We start from the raw sequence: 21,229 nt of genomic DNA on the forward strand, positions 1-21,229 counted from the left end.
AGAAGTTTTCGCGAGTTCATGACCCACCCTTACGCACTCGTCCTTATTTTTGACCGCAAAGCGGGGTCCCTCCCCCCGGAAGCCATTGATATCGCCCGCGCCATGGTCAAAGGGGCGCGGCCTGTCATTCTGTCAGAGGGGGAGGCTGTCGAGATCCCCTGCGGCAAACCCGGAACGGGCGCCGCAACCCCGGCCACGATCCGCGCCGCACTGGCCCCGCATCGGGTTGATGCGCTGCTTGTCAAACAGCGCGGCCGCCGTAAAGCCGTACTGATTGCCGATATGGACAGCACAATCGTCGCGGATGAAACGCTGGACCAGCTTGCCGCCTTGATCGGGTGCGGGGACGCGGTGAAGCGCATCACAGATGCGACGATGAACGGGACGCTCGACTTCGCGGCCGCTTTGACGGAGCGCGTCGCGCTGCTGCGCGGGCACCCCGCCGCTTTGCTTGAAGATGTCTGGAAAACGACGCGAATCAATGAGGGTGCCCAAACGCTCGTCAAAACCATGCGCGCCCATAATGCCCGCACCGCCCTCGTCTCGGGCGGTTTCACGTTCTTCACTTCCCGCGTCGCAGAGGCTTGCGGGTTTGATGAGCATCATGGAAATGTGCTCGGGATTGAGGATGGCACGCTTACCGGACGCCTCGCCGCGCCGATCCTCGGGCCTGACGGCAAAAAGGCGCATTTGACCCGCCTCCTCACTGAGCGCGGCGCACAGAATTCCGCGGCGCTGGCGACTGGCGATGGCGCCAATGACCTGCCCATGCTGCACCATGCCGGCTTCGGCGTCGCCTTTCACGGCAAGCCGAAATTAAGGGCGGAAATGCCGCTTCAGGTCAATTTCACCACGTTGCGAAGCCTGCTTTTCGCCCAGGGCTACAGGGCCGCGGATTTCGTCGAATAGGTGAGATGAGAGCCGTTGAAATTTACTAGACGACAATCGACTTACAATTATCCGCCCTGCAACATCATGGTACGGGTCGGGGGCGCCACTGATTTACTGGCAAGCACCCACTTGTTTCGCTCCATATGCAGCCTCGCTAGGCGTATAGCGATCTCCAGCGCTTGATGAAAGCTGTTGGATCAGTCCCTTACAGGAGAAGCCGGTCAATTTGAGATATAGTTTCGCGGATCTGACGGCTTGAGCATTCCAATCGATATGTAGGCTATCAACCGCTCTTGTCGCATCGTCAATATCGTAACCGTTACCCACGTCTGACGAGAGTTGCTCAATCAGGCCGCGACGTGAGAACCCTGATATTGCGATATACTGCTTTGCTGATCTGGCAGCGTTCATTTGCGAGAAGATAGAATGTGCTGACGAAGATGGCATGCATATAAAAATTGTTGAAAATCCTACAAAATATCCCAAGAAAAATTTAGTCTGACTGGATACACTACGGATTCTCACTCTCAATTTCTGAACTTTCTTTTGCAATTGACTTGTATATCTTTGTATAAAAATGCTTGTCGGTGGACAATCCTGTATTCCAATTTTTATTTCGAGCATACTCAGGATCTTGATCTGACTGTCCCACCCCATACTTTACTTTGCAGCAGATATCACAAATCCATGAGCATCTCGCGCTGGCGAACACGTTCGAGCAGTTGCAAATTCAACTGTTTTGCTTCACCTCCGTAATGAGCGTCGCGATGACAATTCGGGCACAGTGCGACAACAGACGAGGGGTGGTCAGGACCTCCGTCACTCAATCGATGGATGTGATGCGCTTCCAGATACGGTCGACCGTTAGGAGTTAAAAATGGTGCTTTTGCTCCGCATCTTTCACATTTTCCATCGGCGCGAGCTAAAATGTAATCTCTGACCGCCTTGCTCCTGGCCCGGACCTCACTCACAGCTTCATACGCGTTTGATTGGCTCGCATAGTCAGCTTCATACAATGCTCTGCTTCGAAGCTCCGATAAGGAAACCTGCGGAGTAATTTCAGTTGCAAGTTCGTCCACTTCATCGATGAGCCCGCTCTGCGGGACTAAGGTGAAGACAATTGCGTCTCGAAGGGTGCCGTCAATATCGGGCTGCTGCTGGATATCCCACCCGCCGCAAACGAAAAGCCCCCTGAAATAAACTAAACTACTTTTTTTTGAGTGCTGGAAAAGCAGTAAATCCTTGCTGCTTTTGACGTGATCGCGAATGGCTCGATTTCCCGACACCATCTGCATATCGCCTCGCTGACCTTGGCCCGTGTACCGATATGTTCCGTCAGCTTTGAAAACGTTTTGGTAGCCAATAGCGCTTGAGCCCAGTCCCGTGAAGATAAATACTCCGGGAAAATTGGCTGGCGTGGCAATACCGCCCTGTTGTTGCCCCCCAAAGCGTCGATGGATGTCATTTCGGCGGTGGTAGAGAAGATTTAACTGAAACGGCCAAAACATGATCAATTGGAACATGAGGCGCCGCGTTATGCAAGCGCATACCTGACAGCCGTTCAAATGTCATTGGAAAGGTCCTCACGGTGAAGGCAGCAACCTTAATAGCCCGTCGATCGATGAAAAAGGGGGGCAGTTCAACGCTAAGATTGCGCAAAACTCTGACAGTTCGGGCCTGACCGGCAAGAATCTTGCCTGAATAAAGCCGACTTTAACCGAAATTCTCAGCCCGATTTGTCCACATTAAGAGTGATATGCGGTAGAAGCTTTGAGAGGGAGCACCCGCAACGAGTAAGCCTCGACCTCCTGATGAACATCGATTTTTTTGTATTCGATGGTGGAGAGGGTTGGATTCGAACCAACGTAGGCGTACGCCAGCGGATTTACAGTCCGCCCCCTTTAGCCACTCGGGCACCTCTCCGTTCGGTTGTTGCGGGATATGGCTTTCTACACGATCTGTCAACGCCCTTCCGTCAAAGCAGGCCGCTTTTGTCACATGACGGCGGGCGCGACTTCGCTTATAGGGTGAACCATGTCGAGACAGAATAAACGCGATCGCCACACGGAGCACGCAGCCGCCCCCCGCCAGAAGGGACAGGCTGGTTACTGGATGTACGGTTTACATGCCGTGACATCGGCTCTCAAAAATCCTCATCGGCAGGCCCATGAACTGCTCGTGACACGAGAGGCTGCGCAAGCGCTCTCTCAGGTCGAGATCATGCAGGCCGTGGCCCCGCAGATTGTCGATCGCAGCCGCATCGACCCCCTTTGTGGTCGCGATGCGGTGCATCAGGGCATCGCCCTGCGCGTCGCCCCTCTGGCGCCTTTCGCGATCGAGGATCTGTCCGATCGCGAGGGGACAATCCTGATACTCGACCAGGTGACCGACCCACGCAATATCGGGGCCATTCTGCGCTCTGCCGCTGCCTTCAACGCGGCGGGCATTATCCTGCAGGACCGCCACGCTCCGCAGGAAAGCGGGGTGATGGCAAAAGCCGCGTCCGGCGCGCTGGATGTCGTTCCGGTGGTGCGCGAAGTCAATCTCTCCCGCGCGATCGCGCATTTGCAGAAAGCGGGATATTGGGTCATCGGCCTGGATACTGGCGGCAGCATCCTGTCACGGGAGGGTCTGGGGGAGAGACGCGCGGCGCTTGTCCTCGGGGCGGAGGGGGAAGGTCTACGTCGCCTGACCCGGGAACATTGCGATGAAATCGCTCGACTGCACATGCAGGGAGACATGGAGAGTCTCAATGTCTCCGTCGCCGCCTCTGTCGCGCTCTATGAGCTCGCCCGGCCGTAAAGTCCGGCCAATGCGGCGGGATGCGATGCGAGCACGACATCGCCCCAAACGGGCCACGCCGACCATCAATCTGCTAATAGCGGGAAGAGCGTAGCAGGCCGTCATCAAGGCCGCCGCGCTCTTCAAGGTGCGCAATTTGCAAGCGCAAGGTCAGAGATCCCCCGCGTCGCAGCCTGAACACGGTTCTCATTTCAACAGGCAGTCGGCCTTTACAATGATCAAGCGAGACGTCACCGCATCAACAGCGTAAAGATCTTATGTTATCACGGTTTTCTGCCAGAACGGCCAGACGATGAACGCAGGTATCAAGGCAATGTCGAAAATGAAATCTCTTTCTCTTGTAGTGCCGTTCTACAATGAGAGCCGTAATGTCGAACGCTTTTCGGACACCATCACTCCAATTCTTGAAGATCTCGCTTTGAGAGAGTGGGAAGTCATCTGCGTCGATGATGGAAGTCAGGATGACAGCCTGGCGCGTTTAATCGCGCTTCATGGCAGAGACGGGCGCTTCAAGATCGTGGAGTTATCCCGCAATTTCGGCAAAGAGGCGGCGATGACCGCTGGCTTGCTTGAAGCGAAAGGCGATGCCGTGATTGTCATGGATGCTGACCTTCAGGACCCGCCGGACCTTATCCCTGAGATGCTGACAAAATGGCGCGACGGTGCGGATGTCGTTCTTGCTCGGCGCGTGGACAGGTCATCTGACGGCCATGCGAAGCGCCTGACGGCCGCCTGGTTCTACCGCGTCCATAATGCCCTTTCCAAAGTGAAAATTCCTGAAAATGTGGGTGATTTCCGCTTGATGGACCGCGCCGTCATCAATGCGCTGGCGCAATTGCCGGAACGCCAGAGATTTATGAAAGGCCTGTTTGCATGGGTCGGGTTTCAGACCGAGACGATCGATTACACACGCCCGCCCCGCCTCGCGGGTGAAACGTCCTTTTCCGGGCTCGCCCTATGGAATCTCGCGCTTGAAAGCATTACGGGGTTTTCAACGATCCCGCTGAGGATCTGGACATATATCGGTTTCTCCGGCGCCTGCCTGGCGGCCCTCTATGGCATATTCATCCTCGTGCGAACCTTGATCACCGGGACCAATGCGCCCGGCTACCCGTCCCTTTTCTGCGCCGTGATCTTTTTCGGGTCCGTGCAGATCATGAGTATCGGGATGTTGGGCGAGTATATCGGGCGCATCTATATGGAGGCAAAACAACGGCCTCTCTTTATTAAGAGGCGCGTCTACGCGGAGTGATCATGGGATCGGGCAGGCGCGGCTGAAATCAATCAGAATGCGGTCGCCCGTCTGATAAAGGCTGTAATAACGGCGGGCGATCTGATGTTCATAGAGACATGATTGCCGCATGGCCGCGGCCGCCCTCATCGGGAAGGAAGAACTCTCTTCATCAAAGCCGAAATATGTCGCGTTGCTCTGCAGGCCGAATTCTTTGAGAATGACATCATTCCATCCCCAGATTTTGAACATTGTGAGAAGCGCATCCAGATGGAGTGAGGCGCGATTTTCAAAAATCACGCGCGCTTTTGGATCAACCGGAACCGGGTCCGAATCCCTCCAGGATGAGAAGACGCGCAGCGCGACGGGCCGCCCGTGGCTGGCTGTGTAAATATCTTCCACAATCTCGGCGGCAAGCCTGTTTTCAAAAAGCGCCTGAGCATGGGCGGCATTACCCCACTCATAAGCCATCATCAATTGCGTGAGGAGCATCCATCCGCTCAGCAAAATCGGCAAGCGCCGCCAGCTTCGGAATGTCGCATGTCGACCGATGAGGAAGCATGTCGCCAGGCTTAAAAAAGTGCCTCCACTCATCAGCACGCGCGCGTCAAAAACGGGTGTTGCGAGGATTGACATGACGCCCGGCATGGAGATGACGGCCACGCCCAGCATGAAAATAGCGAAGATACCGCCCCGAATACCGCGAGATCTGTAAGCTTGAAAGCCAAGGCCTGCGGCACCCCCGATCAAGCCGATGAGGAGGATTCGCGCATGATTACTCCACGCATATTCATTGAAATAAAGTCTGACAAATTGCGCGACGTGGCGCGCAATGATGTGGGGGTTGAAGGTCGTCGCAGCATGCAAATGCAGATAATCGAAATTGAATCCTTCGAGATGGAGAAGAAATGTTTCAGCCTTGTAAGCGCAGAGCGCGGCGACGAGACAAAGGAGATTTTTGACGTAATAGAGCGACGCAGCTTTGATGCCGCCCTCCAACATCTGAAGGAGCGCGCCGAGGCAGAGCAGGACGAGAAACACATTCACTGCCGGCTGATATAGATTGACGGTCAGGAAAAGCGCCGAAGCCACAGTCAGATATCGACGCAGACCTGTCATGGGCGCGGAGAGTGAGAGTGCTGCAACAGCTGTCGCGAGCGCCATTGACTGATAAAGCGAGTCGACACGGTAAGAGAGATTTTCGAGGAAATAGGGCGAGCAGACAATCAAGCCAAGGACAAGAAGGCCCGAAAGACGGTTGAAGCGCCACGCCGTGGAAAGGGACGTTAATGCCAGAGACAGAATAGCGACGGACAGGATCTGCGTAAGCGGGGCAATGTCATGCTGATGGAATGTCGCATTGAGGGCGATAAAAAGCAGTTCGGAGAGATAACGCCCGTTCGCCGCCATGCCGATATAAGAGTAAAGCGCGCGCCCATGATCGTCGATGAGGTAGAAATTTGCGTGAATGATCGGATAAGCAAATAACCCGATCAGAATCAGAAACAGAAAAAAACGTATAAAAAATTCTTCCTTGTCGGAAGCGCGCTCGAAAAACATAATTTCCTCGGCTGAAATATCGTCATTGGGATTTTTTTAAGGTTTATGCGTCAAGGCGGCCACCTGACAAGACCATCTTAAAAAGGGACCACTGTCCGGAAATGTCTTCTTTCTGAAAGATTTTTTTTTACTTACATTGTGAAATAATCAAGCCATTGAATCTTAAGGACATATAGATGTATCTTCGCTCACAGATATCTCATCTGAACGGGATAAAAATCCGGATGGGGAGGTGACGCCGTTTGCCGACCCTGACGACAAAAGCTTGAACTGCGCCCCATTGCACCCGACATCATCTGAAATATCAGACCTTATCTTATAGAGAGAAGACCCGCATGGCCGCTCCCAAAAACCGTGTCGATGTCCCCGTTATCGGGGTGAAACATCTGATCATCATGCAGGGCCTGCTTGTTGCCTTCACCATTATGGTCGCTCTGATCAATCATTAAAGACGGTGCGTTCAGCCCTTCTCTAAGTCTGTCGCCGCATGATCAGGCACGCCAGCCCGTAGCAAAGGGCGGAGCCGACACTGATCCAGAATGAGGGCGGTGCATCAGTCCACCAGGAGAGGGCGATCCCCGCCCATGCCAATATCAATGCCAGCATGGCGGATGTGACAACGCCTCTGAGTGGCGGGAAGCCGAGCCGCAATATCGTGGCCGCCGGGCCGATGAGCAGCGCGAAGACGAGTAAAATGCCCGTCATCATGGCGCAGACAGACGTCACCAACGCGACATTGAGCATGAAAATCACCGCGATCCATCTTTTCTGCGCGCCCTGAAGCATAGCGAGGTCGGGGTCAAGGCTGGCATGGAGCAGAGGCCGCGCGATCAACATCATGATGGCGACACCGATTATCGAGATGGCGATGAGTGGCGTCAGCAAAGCGCGATCCACCCCGAACAGATTGCCGAATAAAAGTGACGTTGCACTGCTGGCTGGCGATACCTGCCAGCTCAGAAATAAAAGCCCGATCCCGAGGCTCGCCGCGAGGACGAGGCCCGTGACACTATCCCGTGCGTGATCGGGAGGCGGAGCGGCCCGCGACGCGGAGGTGGCTTCCCACCCCATAAAGATGGCTGTGACGCAAGTGATGGCGAGCATCCCGGCAAGGGGCGATAAGCCGATCAGGACGGCGCCTGTCGCGCCGGTAAAACCGACATGAGAGAGCGCGTGACCGGCGAAGCTCTGACCACGAAGCACCAGAAACCAGCCGACCACGCCACATGAGACCGCGATAAATGCCGATGCCAGAAAAGCATGGCGCATGAAATCAAACTCAAACATCGGATTTTTCCAACCGACAATGCGTCAGGCGCAGGGCCAGATGAGGTGTGTGGCGGAAAGGGTCGAGGTGATGCGTGCTCACGAGAATGGTCAGACGAAGGTCCCGGCAGAGCCGTGCCAGAAGGGAAGCGATCTGCTGCTGCCCCTCCGCATCGACACTCGTCATCGGCTCATCAAGGATCAGGATCTTAGGATGCGCCAGCAAGGCGACGGCCAGAAATACGCGCTGCTTTTCCCCACCTGAGAGGAGGCCCATGGGCCGATGCGCGAAGCCCGCCGCCCCGACAAGTTCAAGGGCGCGCGCCACATCCTTGCGGCAGGTCGCGGAGAAATTGAGGGGGCCCAAGCGGCCGCCACGCCATGCCGACGTTACATAGTCCAGCGCGGTGATTTGCGGCACGGGCACGCGACGTCCCTGGGGAAGGTAACCGATTCCATCCTGCCCCAAATGCGCGGCACGGCCGAGGATACTGACGGAGCCCGACATTAAGGGGTGTAGGCCCAGAATGGTGTGGAGAAACGTCGTCTTTCCGTGGCCATTCGCCCCCATCAAAACCGCCAATTTCCCTTCATGAAGGCAGAGATCCGCATTTTCGAGGAGGACATGCTTCTCGTAACCGATGCACAGTGCGGAAATCGCGATAACCGGTGGCGAAGAGATATCCGTCTCATCCGACCGCCGGGCCGACACTAAATCTGTCATGGCAGGGCCTTTTCCAAGGCCGATAGCTGGTCATTCATCCAATCCTGCCACCTTTTATTTTCAGGGGGATATTCCGCGCTGTAAATAATCGGAATGCCAGCTTGACGGGCTTTGACTTTCAAAGCATCGACCGATGGCGCGGACACGGTCGCGTTGACAATAAAGACGCGAACATCATGATTTTGGAAAGCCGCTTCCAGACGGGCAACATCCTGGGGCGACGGTTCCGCATGATGCATGATCGCCAGCGCGAAGCGCTGATTAATCGTGATCATGCCGAGATCTTCCAGGAGAAGCGCGGAGACGGGCTCACTCTCCGCAACCCGGCTTCCCTGAAGCCGCTTTCGCATGACCGCAATCCGGTCACGCAGGGAGGAGAGATCTTTGAGAAAATCATTCTGATTGGCAATGAGACGGTCACGATCCTGCGGCAAAATCTGCGTCAGTGTCGATGTCCATTGCCGGGCGAAGCGTGTGACCACATCAAGGCTGTCATAAAGATGCGGGTTGCGGCGCGCCACTTCCGGGGCGAGCGCACTGATGGTGATGATGGAGGACGGCGTTCTTCCGAGCGCGTGGATGGAACGGGCGGCCCAGTCATCATATCCGGCACCATTCACGATCACGTAATCCGCAGCGCTGAGCCGCTTGATCTGGCTTGCGGAAATCTGCTGAAAATGCGGGTCAATTGATTGGCGCGAGGTTAGATCCTGCGTTACTATGACGCCAGCACCCAGTTGCGACACGATATTGCACCAGACGGCTTCAACGCAGATAACGCGCAGTGGATGCGCCGTCGCATTGTGGACACTGAGGAGGAGGATCAGAAGAGCGATGGCGACGCTGCGCAATTGAACCCTCACAAACGTTACATAGTTACATCTCATTCCATGCGAATATAGAGGCCCACTTCTCGAAATGACAATCCAGGAATTAGCGCGGTCATGAAAACGTCCGGGAAAACCTCTGACGATCAGCATAAAATTGAGGCCATCCTCGCCGCGGCGGAAGAGGAATGCAAAGCCAGTAATATTCGGATGACGGCTATCCGACGTGAGGTTCTGCGCCTCATATTATCGCATGACCGTCCCGTCGGTGCCTATGATATTCTGGAAGAGCTCAGGCTGACACGCCGGAATGCCGCACCGCCCACCGTTTACCGCGCCCTGGATTTTCTGCTGTCTCGCGGCTTGATCCACCGGCTTGAGCGTCTGGCCGCTTTTATCGCCTGCTCTCACACGCGTGCTTTACACGGTCTGGACGCGCCGCGGCACAAAGTGCAGTTTCTCATCTGCCTCCAATGCCACGATGTCAGGGAGATCTGCGGCGGAGAGATTGAAGAGGCCATTGCCGAGACCGCCGCAGCATCAGGTTTCACACGCCATCATTCCACTGTGGAAATTGAAGGCATCTGCGATCAATGCACGCACGATAACCTCCATGCCGCCAGCGCCGTCAATTTGACGAAGCGCACCGCGCAGCAGGCAGATTTCTGAAGGCCGTGTGGAGGGGGAGACGAAGCGACGAGGCAGCAGGATGACGATGTTGTGCCCTGTTTCGCCTCATTTCGACGCGCCCTCCGCAGCCCGATAAACGTTATTTGAGGTCATTTTTTCGGTCGGCTTCTGAAATGCGATCATTGTTTAACTTCGACAATTTTTCGGCCAGCTCAGGGCGCTCTTCCCGACTTTACGGCGGAAGGCATTGAAAAGATTTGACTTTTTCATCAGTTGAAATTAATATTCACTTAGCAGAAGACAACAAAAAACCTTGTGTAAATAATAATGAAACAATTTAATTGCCGCAAAAATAGATGCCGATGTCATTGGCGAATTCAAGCCGCACTTCGTCAGGATTTCTCCCCCTGAGACTCAGGTGAGAAGATTGTTATATCGGGCCGGTTGAGCAACGCGCGTCGTCCGTTGAAAAAACAGGACGCCCACGGCCCTTTCAAAAAGCGTCATTCACGCATTTCGATAAAAATGATCTGCAGGAAATCGGGGTCTGCGCCGCGTTGATCGCCGCGCGCCCGGATGATCAGGCTGAGATTGGGAAAATCACTTCTCAGTTTTCTACTTCACAAAATTTGAATGTGCGCTTTGCGACGATTCCTCAGGGAGTCGCCGTGAAGCGCCGTTTTATCAGGCGCATCAATATTCAGAAAAATAATAACTGGAAGAGTCGCTTTATGTTATCGATAGACATCAATTTCACTGCTCAGAACACCTCGATCGGCCGCGATGGCCAGGTGAAGGATGTCGCCGGCGTCAATGGCTCACCCATTTCCGTCATGCCGGGCTTTCCGGATCTGGAAGATCAATTCAATCAAATGGGCGTCACAGATATCCGCCTGCACGATATTTATGGCGCAGGCGACCTCGATAACGGCATGATTGCCGGGCGTCGGGGGAATAACGACCAGATGATTTCCAATGTCCCGACGGATCAGGCCGATCAGGCAAAGAAATTCATCGCGGATTTCGGCAATCTGCGGACGATCTTTCCCAATGCCGCGACCGGCATGGAGAAAGGCGATTTCGACCTCGCCATCAAAGACGCAAATTTCGCCATCACGGATGATTATATCCGCCGGATCATGAATAATAACGCGTCCGTCAACCCGCAGGAAATTCAACGCGAAATTCTTTTCCGCGTCGGGCGGACCATCGATGGAAGTTACGAATTACCTTCGAATTTCGATATATATGCGTCTCTCGTCGCGACATTGGCTGAGCGTTATTCCGGCAATATCAGCCTGTCCGGTATTCCGCGCAAAATCGCCTATTGGGAAATATGGAACGAGCCTGATCTCACCTTTTTCTGGAACAGCAACGACCCTGCGCGCTATTATGAATTTTACACCAAGGTCGCGCGGAAGATCAGGGAAGTTGACCCGTGGGCAAAAGTTGGCGGTGCTGGCGTCGCGAACGGTTATAATCCGGGCGGCGCCTATTTGGATGGGCTTCTCTCCCATTGCAAGTCGAACAACGTTCCCCTCGATTTCATCTCCTGGCATTATTACGGGAATCTCACCTCCGACCCTCAAAATATCATTGATATCGGCAACACCATCCAATCGTCCCTCCAACAAAATGGCTTCACCCAGGCGGAAAGCATCTGCTCGGAATGGAATTCAACGCCGTTTGCATCAAAAAATGTTTTCACCAAAGTTCAAACCGCGCGTAATGCCGCCTATCTGACATCGACATTTATTCACATGCAGGACTGCAAGGTCGATCGCGCCTATTATTACCGAGGTGACGCGCTCTCTTTCGGGCTTTTCAATGATGAGCCCAACCCTGCGGATAAGCGTTATAAAAGCTTCTGCACTTATGCCGCGCAGGCATTCGCGTTGTTCAGCCAATTCAGACAGACGCCGGTTCTGCTGCGCACATCATATACGAAAAATACGGGCATCAGCCTTCTGGCAGGGCGGGATGGCGACAAACTGAGCATCTTGGTCGCAAATTACCGGGTTGACCCCTCTCTCAGCAGACCGGACACGGCCCCCTCGATTGGCCGGCTCTATCAACAGCATTACGTTGATTGCGGCCGTAAGATCGACGAGGTGACAGATGATTGGTCCGTGCAGCATTATTTTGCTGGCAGGCAGCCATCAACATTATCCAACAACAACATCGTCACGCAGCATAACACAGTGCCGCAACTCCCAACAAACGGACAATTGCGCGCGCGGACGCGAGACTATAATGCGAGCAGCGGCGGCATCACCCTCAATATTGAAAATATACCGGGGGCCGTTGCCTCTTTTGAAGCGCGTCGCATTGTTGAAGGCGGGGAACTTGGCACCCTTCTGCCACCCATCACGTCGACCCCGGTCGCCTGGCAGCAAAATACGACTTATACCATCACGGACCCGGAGGCGAAGGAAGACACGGTCACGCTCTACACACTGACGCTTGCCGACGGGACGAACGCGCCGCCACCTGTTCCGTCACCGACGCCAACTGGACCCTCCCGGGGATCTTTCTCCGTATCGAAAAAATTGAATAATGTGACGTTGATCTGGTTCGATCGGATCTTTGAAGGGACCAACATTCCCGATGACTATTACGTGACGGCTGGGAGCATTTATAACGTCACACTCTCTCTTTCCCCGAAAATCATCTACGCGCGTGAACGTACCAAGTGGCCGTTTTTTGCCTCTACGATAGGCTGGAGTTTCGCCGCAAATTTCAGAATAATGAGAAGATCCGTTATGGGACGCGGTCACCAGACGGCGACCTTTCGACTTCGCGCTATGAAAAGCGGATTTCTCAAAGATATTGGTAAAGGGACTGGGACAACTTCAACCATGTCTCTCGGTGATACGGATGTTGAAACGGTCACGATGCAGATTAATTGGCAGTTCTTATCGGCTTAAAATTTCGAAGTCTCCCGCATATTTTGGCGCAGATACTGTATGAAGCCTGACATTTAACTTATCCCGCGGCGTTTTTAAATGAGCCGCCGCGGGATATAATTGTTTTAAGGGGAGGAAATCAGGCGCGCTTCAAGGGCCGCAAGCTCCTCACAGAAACAATAATAACAATGTGGGACGTCCTGAATCATGCTTTCTATCAACATTAATTATAATTCTCAGGATTCTTCAAAGGGCAATAACGGCCAGATCAAGGATGTCGCGGGTGTCAATGGCTCGCCTATTTCCGTCATGCCCGGCTTCCCGGATCTGGAAGACCAATTCAATCAGATGGGCATCACCCATATCCGTCTGCACGATATTTACGGTGTTGGCGACCTTGATAATGGGGCCACCGCAAATTTGCAGAATAATAATGACCAGCTGATTCCAAATGTGCCCAATGCGCAGGCGGGGCAGGCACGCAATTTTATCGCGCGTTTCGGCAATGCGCGCACCATCTACCCCAATGCCGCGACGGGGATGAGCCAGGGCAATTATGACCTGGCTTTCAGAGACGCGAATTACGACATCACCGATGACTACATCCGTCGGATCATGAATAATAATGGGAGCGTCAACCCGCAGGGCATCAATCGCGAGGTCCTTTTTCGCCTCGGGCGCACCATCGATAGCGGTTATGAGATACCCGCCAATTTCGATATTTACGTGACCCTCGTCTCAACCCTCGTCCAACGTTATTCCCAGCAGCTCAATATGTCGGGCATTCCGCGGAAAATTGCCTATTGGGAAATCTGGAATGAGCCTGATCTCACGTTTTTCTGGAACAGCAACGACCCCAACCGGTATTACGAGTTTTATTCAAAGATCGCCTGGAAGATCAAGGAGCTTGACCCCAATGCCAGGGTCGGCGGACCGGGCGTGGCGAATGGATATAATCCGGGCGGCGCCTATCTGGACGGGCTTCTCTCCTTCTGTCGGTCAAACAATGTTCCGCTCGATTTCATCTCCTGGCATTATTACGGAAACAACACTTCCGACCCGCAAAATATCATCGATATCGGCAATAGCATTCAGAATGCCCTCCAGCAAAACGGCTTCAACAACGCTGAAAGCCTGTGCACGGAATGGAACTCAACGCCGCAAGCCTCCGCCAATGTTTTCACCAAAGTGCAGTCCGCCCGCAACGCGGCTTATATCGCCTCGACCCTGATTTACATGCAGTCCTGCAAGGTGGATCGCGCTTATTATTACCGGGGCGATGGCCTCTCCTTCGGGCTGTTTAATGACGAGCCCAACCCGGTCGACACGAACTTCAAGAGTTTCTGTACTTACGCCGCGCAGGCCTTCGCGATGTTTAATCAACTCCAGCAAACGCCGACATTGCTCACATCGACGAATACGAACAATACGGGCATCAGCCTGTTGGCCGGCAAGGCGGGAAACACGGTCAAAATCCTCGTTTCAAATTACCGGATAGATCGGTCTCTGAGTCAACCCGGCACATTGCCGGCGGGTGGTCGACTCTACCGACAGCATTACGCTGATTCCGGTCGGGACGTCTCCGTCATGACGGATGACTGGACGATGCAACATTATTTCGCGGGCAAAAACCCGTCCACATTGAACAATAACAATATTGTGACCCAAAATCAGATTGTGCGTGAAATTCCCACCAATGGGACGTTGATGGCCAAAAACCGCGATTACAGCAATAGTAGTGGAGGCGTGTCTCTTGAGGTCGTCAATCTGCCCATGAATGTGCAATCAGTCGAGGCGCGGCGCATAACGGAGGGGGGTGATCTCAGCGCCATACTGCCACCTACAACCCCCTCGCCACCTTCCTTCAATATGAATGGCTCGACCTGCACCATCACCGATAATGGTGCGACAGAATATAGCGTGACGCTTTACACCCTGACGCTCGGCGACACACCCGCGAACCCGAACAACCCAACTAATCCGACGAATCCGACAAACCCCACGAACCCGACCAATCCGACGAACCCAACGATACCGGCTGCGGGCCGGGCCGTCGAGTTCCGCACGACGAATATTTTCGGCCAAAATCCGCATATCCTCATGCCGGCAAGTCAGGTGCCGAGTAATTTTTACGTACCGATTTACGCGGTTTATCAGATGGTCATGTCAGTCAATAATATCGGGATCGCGCGTTTCGGCGGAAACACGGCTGGCGCACCCTTCAACCTCTTCCCCAGATCCACCCTCGGGCCGAATGTCACCCGCGCTGTGTTTCTGCTGCAATTCACGCGGTCAGGATATTTGCGGGATATTCTCCAGGCGCCCTCATCAAGCGGCATCCGCATCACGATGCACGGCCAGAGAGGCGCACCCTACACCGTCGATATTTTGCTGACTTATCAATATACGGCGACATCCCTGATCTGAAATCCTTGCGCTGCGAAGGCGCAATAGTGATTTTGGCTGGCCATCCGGCGCATACCGGGTGGTCAGCCTGTTTACATATACGGGCATTCAGGCTCTTAAAAAGCGCGATTCCGACCTGATTTTAAACCTGCAAATCGCACTCAACAGAATATTCAAATCAATATTTTGTAATGACCAGAAGATTCACAGAGAATCTATAAATATTGCGAAGAGATTTGATTCATAACCAAAAATATATTAATATCAAATCTGTGGAAAGAATAAGATATATTTATATGTTTTATTCTAATAATAATAACAAAAGTGGTTCAATATGCTTTCTATTAATATCAACTACGATTCCCAGGATACGAATAAAGGTAATAATGGTCAACTAAAGGATGTTGCGGGTGTTAATGGTTCGCCAGTCTCGGTTATGCCCGGTTTCCCGGATCTGGAGGACCAGTTCAACCAGATGGGCATCACCCATATCCGTCTGCACGACATTTATGGTGTCGGTGACCTTGATAATGGTGCCATTCCCGGTATCGGGGGCAATAATGATCAGATGATTCCGAATGTGCCGGCAAATGAGGTCAGCCGGGCGCGCAATTTCATTGCCAGTTTCAGCAATGCCCGCACAATTTATCCCAATGCCGCGATCGGAATGAGCCAGGGCAATTACGATCTCGCTTTCAGCAATTCCAATTACGAAATCACGGATGATTACATCCGGCGAATCATGAATAATAATGCGAGCGTCAACCCACAGGGTATCAATCGCGAAGTCCTTTTCCGCATCGGACGGACGATTGATGGCGGGCCGGATCTCCCTGCAAATTTTGACATTTACGTGACCCTCGTCGCCACGCTTGTGCAACGTTATTCAGCGCAGCTCAACATGTCCGGCATCCCGCGGAAAGTCGCTTATTGGGAGATCTGGAACGAGCCGGATCTCCCCTTTTTCTGGAATAGTAGTGACCCCAGCCGATATTACGATTTTTATTCGAAAATCGCCTGGAAAATCAAAGAGATTGATCCAAGCGCTAAAGTGGGAGGGGCCGGGGTCGCTGCGGGCTATAATCCGGGCAGTGCCTATCTGGACGGACTTCTCTCCTTCTGCCGGTCGAATAACGCGCCGCTTGATTTTCTCTCCTGGCATTATTACGCAAATACGACATCCGACCCGCAAAATATCATCGATATTGGTAATAATATTCAGAATTCATTGCAGCGATATGGCTTTGGCAATGCTGAAAGCATCTGTACGGAGTGGAACTCATCGCCTCAGGCATCTGTCAATGTTTTCACCAAAGTGCAATCCGCGCAGAACGCGTCCTATATCGCGTCATCCCTGATTTATATGCAGTCCACCAAGGTGGATCGCGCTTATTATTATCGCGGCGATGCGCTCACCTTCGGCTTGTTCAATGATGAGCCCAACCCTGTGGATAGGCGATATAAAAGCTTCTGCACTTATGCCGCGCAGGCATTCGCGATGTTCAACCAGCTTAAACAAACGCCGAACCTCCTCGTGACGTCAGACACCTTCACGACAGGTGTCAGCGTCCTTGCGGGGAAATCAGGCAACGTCGTCAAAATACTCGTCGCCAACTACCGGACTGACCGCTCCCTCAGCCAGCCCAACGTGCCACCCTCGAATGGCAGGCTGTATCAGCAGCATTATGTCGATTCCGGTCGAGAGATCGCGCAAATGACCGACGACTGGACAGTGCAACATTATTTCGGCGGCAAAAATCCGGCGACACTGCAAAATAATGACGTTGTCAACAGGCAGCCCCTTGCGCGGCAGATACCAAACAATGCCGAACTCACCCCACGCTCCCGGAATTACAGCCAGAGCTCAGGCGGCGTCACGCTCAATATTTCGAATCTATCTCGAAACATTGTGTCTCTTGAGACGCGACGGCTTACAGAAGGTGCCGATCTCAGCGGGATTCTGCCGCCTATTATTCAAAACGTCTCTTTTACGAAAAATGGTTCAACTTGCGTCATTACAGATCCAGGAGCTATCGAGTCCTCCGTAACGCTTTATACGCTTTCCCTCGGCAACACACCCACCAATCCCAACAACCCTAACAATCCAGTCAATCCCAATAACCCCAATAACCCCAATGATCCAGTCAATCCCGGAGGAGGTTCCACAGGAACGAGACTGAAATTCACCGTTACAGGTATAAATACTTTTTTTGAAACCATTTACTTTCCATGGGAACAAATTCCGAGTTCGTTCTATGTGCAGCAAGGTGGTCGTTACGATCTGGTTTTCCATGTTGACGGCGCCAACATACAATCTTTCAACGGCGCAACACCTGGCGCACCTTTCACTGCGGTTGCGCATGCCTGGGGTGGACCCGGCACGCGGCAAATGGCCATGTGGGTAGAATTTACTCAAAGCGGAAATTTGCGGTCGATGCTACAAAATAATCCTGCTGGATTGGATATGTATTTCGGCGGCTCGTATCGTCAAAGATACACCATTGAGATGCAACTGGAATATCGCTCTTATTGGCAGCGATGAATCGACTCCAAGATTTTTCGGAGAGGGTGACGACTTTACCCTTGGCGGTGTCGACGTTTTGCAACATTTCAGTATGAAAAGGCTGACAGGCTTCGCTAAGGCAGTAACTTGCAGAGTTTTTGCAAAAAGATCGGCCTCGCGGCTGACGAATGAGATTCCACGCCTTGGACCGTGATTTTTTTTTAATTTGTAGGCGCCCCTTTTTTTGTCAGAAACTGAAACTCTTAAAATTTAATCCGAGAGACTTCACAAGACCGTAAAATTACACATCTTATTGCATCGACGGTCAGGTGGAAATCACGGCAACACCTCATTTAAGACGATCCGTATTTGAACACATGATAAAAAATAAAAGTATCGACGTTGTATTTCGGCAGGATCTCGAATTAAAGGGGCGCCATTAGGGTGACGACCACCAAGTCCCCTTTTTAAATTGATGGGAGTTGCCAACCAAGTTGCCAGATGCCAAATTGCCGTTAACCGGTTTCATGAGGTAAAAGCCTTCATGACGCCATGAATTAAAGTGCCAAAGTTGAAGTCGGACGAGGATATGCGCCACCTGATTGCCGAAGTTGAGCGTGGGGGACGCGTTGAGTCGCGCCATTATGGAAGCGTCGCCATCATTGATGCTTCCGGGCGGGACGTGCTCGCTCTGGGCGACACGACAAAGGCTGTGTTTCCGCGTTCCACCGTCAAACCGCTCCTCGCCCTGCCATTACTGGAAAGCGGGGCCGCATCCCGCCTGAAACTGACGGACGCCGAACTGGCCGTCATCTGTGCCTCGCATAATGGGGAGGAAGCCCATACCCGGATAGTCGCGGGCATTCTTCAGCGCATAGGGAAAACAGTTACCTGTCTGGAATGCGGCGCACATTGGCCACTTGGGGAAAAAGCGTGCCACGATCTGGCCGCCCAGGGGAGGCAGCCCTCCGCGCTGCATAATAATTGTTCCGGCAAGCATGCCGGTCTGGTCTGCCTCGCTCTGGACCAGCAGCTTGACCCTGAAAATTATGTAACGCCAGAGCACCCCGTGCAGAAACAGGTCACGGCAGTTCTCGCTGAAATGACCGACACACCGCATGACGCCCATAATCGCGGGATAGATGGCTGCTCCATGCCGACTTACGCGATCCCGCTGCGTCAGCTCGCACTTGGTTTTGCGCGTTTCGGCGCGAACAATACGCTGGAGGCAGATCGCGGCAAAGCTGCGGCAAGGCTGCGTGCCGCCATTGCGGCCGCGCCCTTTATGCTGGCGGGGACGGGGCGGTTTGACACGAGGTTGATCACCCATTTCGGCAGGCGCGTTTTCTGTAAAATGGGCGCTGAAGGTGTCATGGTCGCCGCCCTGCCGGATGTCGGGCTCGGCATCGCCATTAAAGTGGAAGATGGCGCCAACCGTGCCGCCGAAGTCGCCCTTGCCGCCCTTCTGCAAAAAATTCCCGCCCTGACCGGGTCGGATGAGGACCACACAATCATGGCATCACTCAGCCGCGCGCCCCTCAAAAACTGGAACGGGCTGGAAGTCGGCTGCATTCGCGCATCCGAAACCCTCAGCCAGTTACAACTTCATTCAGGCTGAACCGATTTCGGCTTATGTCATGGCCATGGCTAAGTGAGAATAAAGATCGCCGCGATCATTTGCTTACATCGTGATTGAAGCTGTAACGCTTGGATTCTTTCATTTTCTACAGTCTTTGCTTGAGGGGATGGCGGCAAAGACTGTATAATCCGGTTTGATCCTGCGGCAGGTCGCCATCCTGCTCAAAATCGCGTCTGAATTGCGCGCCTTAACTTCCGTTTGTCTTACAGAGGTCATTCCCGTCAAGCCCCCTTGCACGGGCAACCTGCCCCGTTACCGGGTAACCTCAACAATAATGCAAGCCCGACCTGTCCCCTTTGATCAATCAAACCGCCCACCATGCGATGAATCCGGATGTGCCGACCCTAAGCGCCATTCGGTGACTGTATAAATTACGCGATTCTTTCGTAGAATTCCCGAATCATTTTGCGACTTTAGTGAGCGCTCACCGAACCAATAAATTTACAGAATGCGCGATTTCTGTTAATTGAAAATTCACCATCCATTATGACCGTAGAACTCCCATCCACATCAATATTCATAATCAGGAATAAGATATGAGCATATGTCTCGTCACAATAGCAAGAAATGAAAACCTATATTTAAACGAGTGGCTCTCATATCACCGTACGATTGGTGTTGATAAAGTCTATCTCTATTGCAATGATGATGATCCTGCATCCATGTACAGGACTGTTTTACCATGGATCGAGTCGGGTTTTATTGAGTTCAGGCACTTCCCCCATATCGGGCAGCAACTGGAAGCCTACATGCATTGGGCACATATCCACCTTCATGATCACAGGTGGGTCAGCTTCCTCGACGTTGATGAATTTATTACTCTTAAACGTCATCACAGTTTGCAGGAATATTTATGGTCGTTTCCGCATGATGTTGACGTTGTTTATCTGAACTGGTTCAATTTCGGTCATAGCGGACATGAGAAACCACCCGCCGGACGCGTTCTGCAATTATTTACAAAACGCAGTGCCCTCATGCAGAAACAGACGAAAATTCTGGTGCGGTCGGCGGCGATGGATCTGGGCTTCCTCATGAGTCACCCATGCCCCATTCAACATGGTATCGGTTACCATTCCTACGCAGATAATCCATTTAATCCCCATGGTGTCAAACGCGTATTTGCTGATGGTTCGCCGTTCCTGAGGGAACTGGACCCCTCTGAAATCACGCCCGAAATCTCTGATCGCCTGCGCGGAGCCGCAAGCATCTCGCATTACTATATGCGCCACGCCAATCATTTTCAGGAGCGTGTCGATCGTGGTCTCGCGCTTCTGGCCCGTACGGGAAATAACTGCTTCCTCCTGAATTGGAAGGAAAAGCTGGATAGCGGTGAATATCTTACAGAGATGGAAGAAGCCAATGCCGTCGAGGATAATCATCTTCGGGACTGGTCTGTTGTCCGGTATGGGCAGCCACATAATGATGTCCTCGTCTGACATGATGATGCATCTGATTTGCGACCGGCTTTTTCGGGCGTGAGCAAGTGGCGGGCAGCAGGTAAAACCCGCTCAAGCCTGTAAAAGCAGGCTTATTTTTGGCGGCCCGTCAGTTGCATGTCCGTGCAGATGAGGGGCCGCATTATAATGCCATACCCACCTGCCTGCCTCTTTATGCAAAGCACATCGTGTCAAATGTCAGAATAACCCGATGGATCTCTTCTCCGGCCGTTTGAAACGCGGCGACTCATATCGCAGCTATGCCCCTGCTGACGTCTGCAAACCGAGTCGCGGGAAGCGTCAGGGGGTGGGTGCAAGATTTTAATATTGGCATGTCACGGAAGCATCCTACCCGGCGCATCCCTGAAAAACATATGTATATCAATATCTTATAAAAAATAACCGCTA

The 21,229-nt window shown here is 52.9% G+C and carries 15 protein-coding genes and 1 tRNA gene; 9 read left to right on the top strand and 7 right to left on the bottom strand.

The annotated features are described in order from the left end of the window. Window positions 1-18 precede the first annotated feature (18 nt). Window positions 19-909: a phosphoserine phosphatase SerB gene (gene serB, locus N5W20_RS07825; protein WP_319806587.1), complete on the top strand. Its 891-nt coding sequence runs from the start codon at window positions 19-21 to the stop codon at window positions 907-909. A gap of 93 nt (window positions 910-1,002) precedes the next feature. Here the strand turns inward: serB and N5W20_RS07830 are convergent, their stop codons facing one another. The 3 genes from N5W20_RS07830 to N5W20_RS07840 all read right to left on the bottom strand — a co-directional run bounded on the left by N5W20_RS07830 (window position 1,003) and on the right by N5W20_RS07840 (window position 2,814). Further along, entirely contained in the window at window positions 1,003-1,548 is a 546-nt protein-coding gene (locus N5W20_RS07830) for an Ltp family lipoprotein (protein ID WP_319806588.1), read from the bottom strand. Window positions 1,549-1,568: 20 nt separating this feature from the next. Further along, a complete protein-coding gene (locus tag N5W20_RS07835; protein WP_319806589.1) occupies window positions 1,569-2,414 on the bottom strand; it encodes an HNH endonuclease in 846 nt (281 codons plus the stop codon). 314 nt (window positions 2,415-2,728) lie between these two features. Then, a tRNA-Tyr gene (locus tag N5W20_RS07840) sits at window positions 2,729-2,814 on the bottom strand. 111 nt (window positions 2,815-2,925) lie between these two features. Here N5W20_RS07840 and rlmB point away from each other — a divergent pair. Beyond that, window positions 2,926-3,693, top strand: coding sequence for a 23S rRNA (guanosine(2251)-2'-O)-methyltransferase RlmB (gene rlmB / locus N5W20_RS07845; RefSeq protein WP_319806590.1), 768 nt, complete (start codon window positions 2,926-2,928; stop codon window positions 3,691-3,693). A 322-nt stretch (window positions 3,694-4,015) separates the two neighbouring features. Beyond that, window positions 4,016-4,945, top strand: a complete 930-nt coding sequence (locus N5W20_RS07850; RefSeq protein WP_319806591.1) for a glycosyltransferase family 2 protein — start codon at window positions 4,016-4,018, stop codon at window positions 4,943-4,945. Here N5W20_RS07850 and N5W20_RS07855 read toward each other — a convergent pair whose 3' ends face one another. From N5W20_RS07855 to N5W20_RS07870, 4 genes are all read right to left on the bottom strand, one after another. Then, window positions 4,946-6,484 (bottom strand): glucosyltransferase domain-containing protein, encoded by a 1,539-nt coding sequence (locus N5W20_RS07855; RefSeq protein WP_319806592.1) that lies wholly within the window; start codon window positions 6,482-6,484, stop codon window positions 4,946-4,948. 471 nt (window positions 6,485-6,955) lie between these two features. Then, on the bottom strand, window positions 6,956-7,771 hold the full coding sequence (locus N5W20_RS07860) for a metal ABC transporter permease (protein ID WP_319806593.1): 816 nt from the start codon (window positions 7,769-7,771) through the stop codon (window positions 6,956-6,958). Continuing rightward, window positions 7,764-8,474 carry a metal ABC transporter ATP-binding protein gene (locus N5W20_RS07865; RefSeq protein WP_319806594.1) on the bottom strand — a complete coding sequence of 237 codons (711 nt, stop codon included), beginning with the start codon at window positions 8,472-8,474 and terminating at the stop codon, window positions 7,764-7,766. The genes N5W20_RS07860 and N5W20_RS07865 overlap by 8 nt, the downstream gene beginning before the upstream one ends. Continuing rightward, window positions 8,471-9,325 (bottom strand): metal ABC transporter solute-binding protein, Zn/Mn family, encoded by an 855-nt coding sequence (locus N5W20_RS07870; RefSeq protein WP_319806595.1) that lies wholly within the window; start codon window positions 9,323-9,325, stop codon window positions 8,471-8,473. The genes N5W20_RS07865 and N5W20_RS07870 overlap by 4 nt, the downstream gene beginning before the upstream one ends. Window positions 9,326-9,418: 93 nt before the next feature. Here N5W20_RS07870 and N5W20_RS07875 point away from each other — a divergent pair, with 93 nt between their 5' ends. The 6 genes from N5W20_RS07875 (at window position 9,419) to N5W20_RS07900 (ending at window position 20,821) form a co-directional block, all read left to right on the top strand. After that, on the top strand, window positions 9,419-9,970 hold the full coding sequence (locus N5W20_RS07875; RefSeq protein WP_319806596.1) for a transcriptional repressor: 552 nt from the start codon (window positions 9,419-9,421) through the stop codon (window positions 9,968-9,970). 692 nt (window positions 9,971-10,662) lie between these two features. Beyond that, window positions 10,663-12,858 carry a GH39 family glycosyl hydrolase gene (locus N5W20_RS07880; RefSeq protein ID WP_319806597.1) on the top strand — a complete coding sequence of 732 codons (2,196 nt, stop codon included), beginning with the start codon at window positions 10,663-10,665 and terminating at the stop codon, window positions 12,856-12,858. A 186-nt stretch (window positions 12,859-13,044) separates the two neighbouring features. After that, window positions 13,045-15,264: a GH39 family glycosyl hydrolase gene (locus tag N5W20_RS07885; RefSeq protein WP_319806598.1), complete on the top strand. Its 2,220-nt coding sequence runs from the start codon at window positions 13,045-13,047 to the stop codon at window positions 15,262-15,264. A 313-nt stretch (window positions 15,265-15,577) separates the two neighbouring features. Further along, entirely contained in the window at window positions 15,578-17,785 is a 2,208-nt protein-coding gene (locus N5W20_RS07890) for a GH39 family glycosyl hydrolase (protein ID WP_319806599.1), read from the top strand. Between the two features lie 550 nt (window positions 17,786-18,335). Then, window positions 18,336-19,364 carry an asparaginase gene (locus N5W20_RS07895; RefSeq protein ID WP_319806600.1) on the top strand — a complete coding sequence of 343 codons (1,029 nt, stop codon included), beginning with the start codon at window positions 18,336-18,338 and terminating at the stop codon, window positions 19,362-19,364. 557 nt (window positions 19,365-19,921) lie between these two features. Then, window positions 19,922-20,821 (top strand): glycosyltransferase family 2 protein, encoded by a 900-nt coding sequence (locus tag N5W20_RS07900; protein ID WP_319806601.1) that lies wholly within the window; start codon window positions 19,922-19,924, stop codon window positions 20,819-20,821. Window positions 20,822-21,229 lie beyond the last annotated feature (408 nt).

It is taken from the genome of Candidatus Kirkpatrickella diaphorinae, assembly GCF_025736875.1.
Taxonomy (GTDB): Bacteria; Pseudomonadota; Alphaproteobacteria; order Acetobacterales; family Acetobacteraceae; genus Sorlinia; species Sorlinia diaphorinae.

Bases quoted from the DNA above. Each gene is read 5' to 3' on its own strand.
- N5W20_RS07880 (WP_319806597.1), top strand. From the start codon at position 10,663: ATGTTATCGATAGACATCAATTTCACTGCTCAGAACACCTCGATCGGC.
- N5W20_RS07855 (WP_319806592.1), bottom strand. From the start codon at position 6,484: ATGTTTTTCGAGCGCGCTTCCGACAAGGAAGAATTTTTTATACGTTTT.
- N5W20_RS07835 (WP_319806589.1), bottom strand. From the start codon at position 2,414: ATGTTCCAATTGATCATGTTTTGGCCGTTTCAGTTAAATCTTCTCTAC.
- N5W20_RS07865 (WP_319806594.1), bottom strand. From the start codon at position 8,474: ATGACAGATTTAGTGTCGGCCCGGCGGTCGGATGAGACGGATATCTCT.
- N5W20_RS07860 (WP_319806593.1), bottom strand. From the start codon at position 7,771: ATGTTTGAGTTTGATTTCATGCGCCATGCTTTTCTGGCATCGGCATTT.
- N5W20_RS07885 (WP_319806598.1), top strand. From the start codon at position 13,045: ATGCTTTCTATCAACATTAATTATAATTCTCAGGATTCTTCAAAGGGC.
- N5W20_RS07830 (WP_319806588.1), bottom strand. From the start codon at position 1,548: ATGGGGTGGGACAGTCAGATCAAGATCCTGAGTATGCTCGAAATAAAA.
- N5W20_RS07900 (WP_319806601.1), top strand. From the start codon at position 19,922: ATGAGCATATGTCTCGTCACAATAGCAAGAAATGAAAACCTATATTTA.
- serB (WP_319806587.1), top strand. From the start codon at position 19: ATGACCCACCCTTACGCACTCGTCCTTATTTTTGACCGCAAAGCGGGG.
- N5W20_RS07850 (WP_319806591.1), top strand. From the start codon at position 4,016: ATGAAATCTCTTTCTCTTGTAGTGCCGTTCTACAATGAGAGCCGTAAT.
- N5W20_RS07890 (WP_319806599.1), top strand. From the start codon at position 15,578: ATGCTTTCTATTAATATCAACTACGATTCCCAGGATACGAATAAAGGT.
- N5W20_RS07875 (WP_319806596.1), top strand. From the start codon at position 9,419: ATGAAAACGTCCGGGAAAACCTCTGACGATCAGCATAAAATTGAGGCC.
- N5W20_RS07895 (WP_319806600.1), top strand. From the start codon at position 18,336: ATGCGCCACCTGATTGCCGAAGTTGAGCGTGGGGGACGCGTTGAGTCG.
- rlmB (WP_319806590.1), top strand. From the start codon at position 2,926: ATGTCGAGACAGAATAAACGCGATCGCCACACGGAGCACGCAGCCGCC.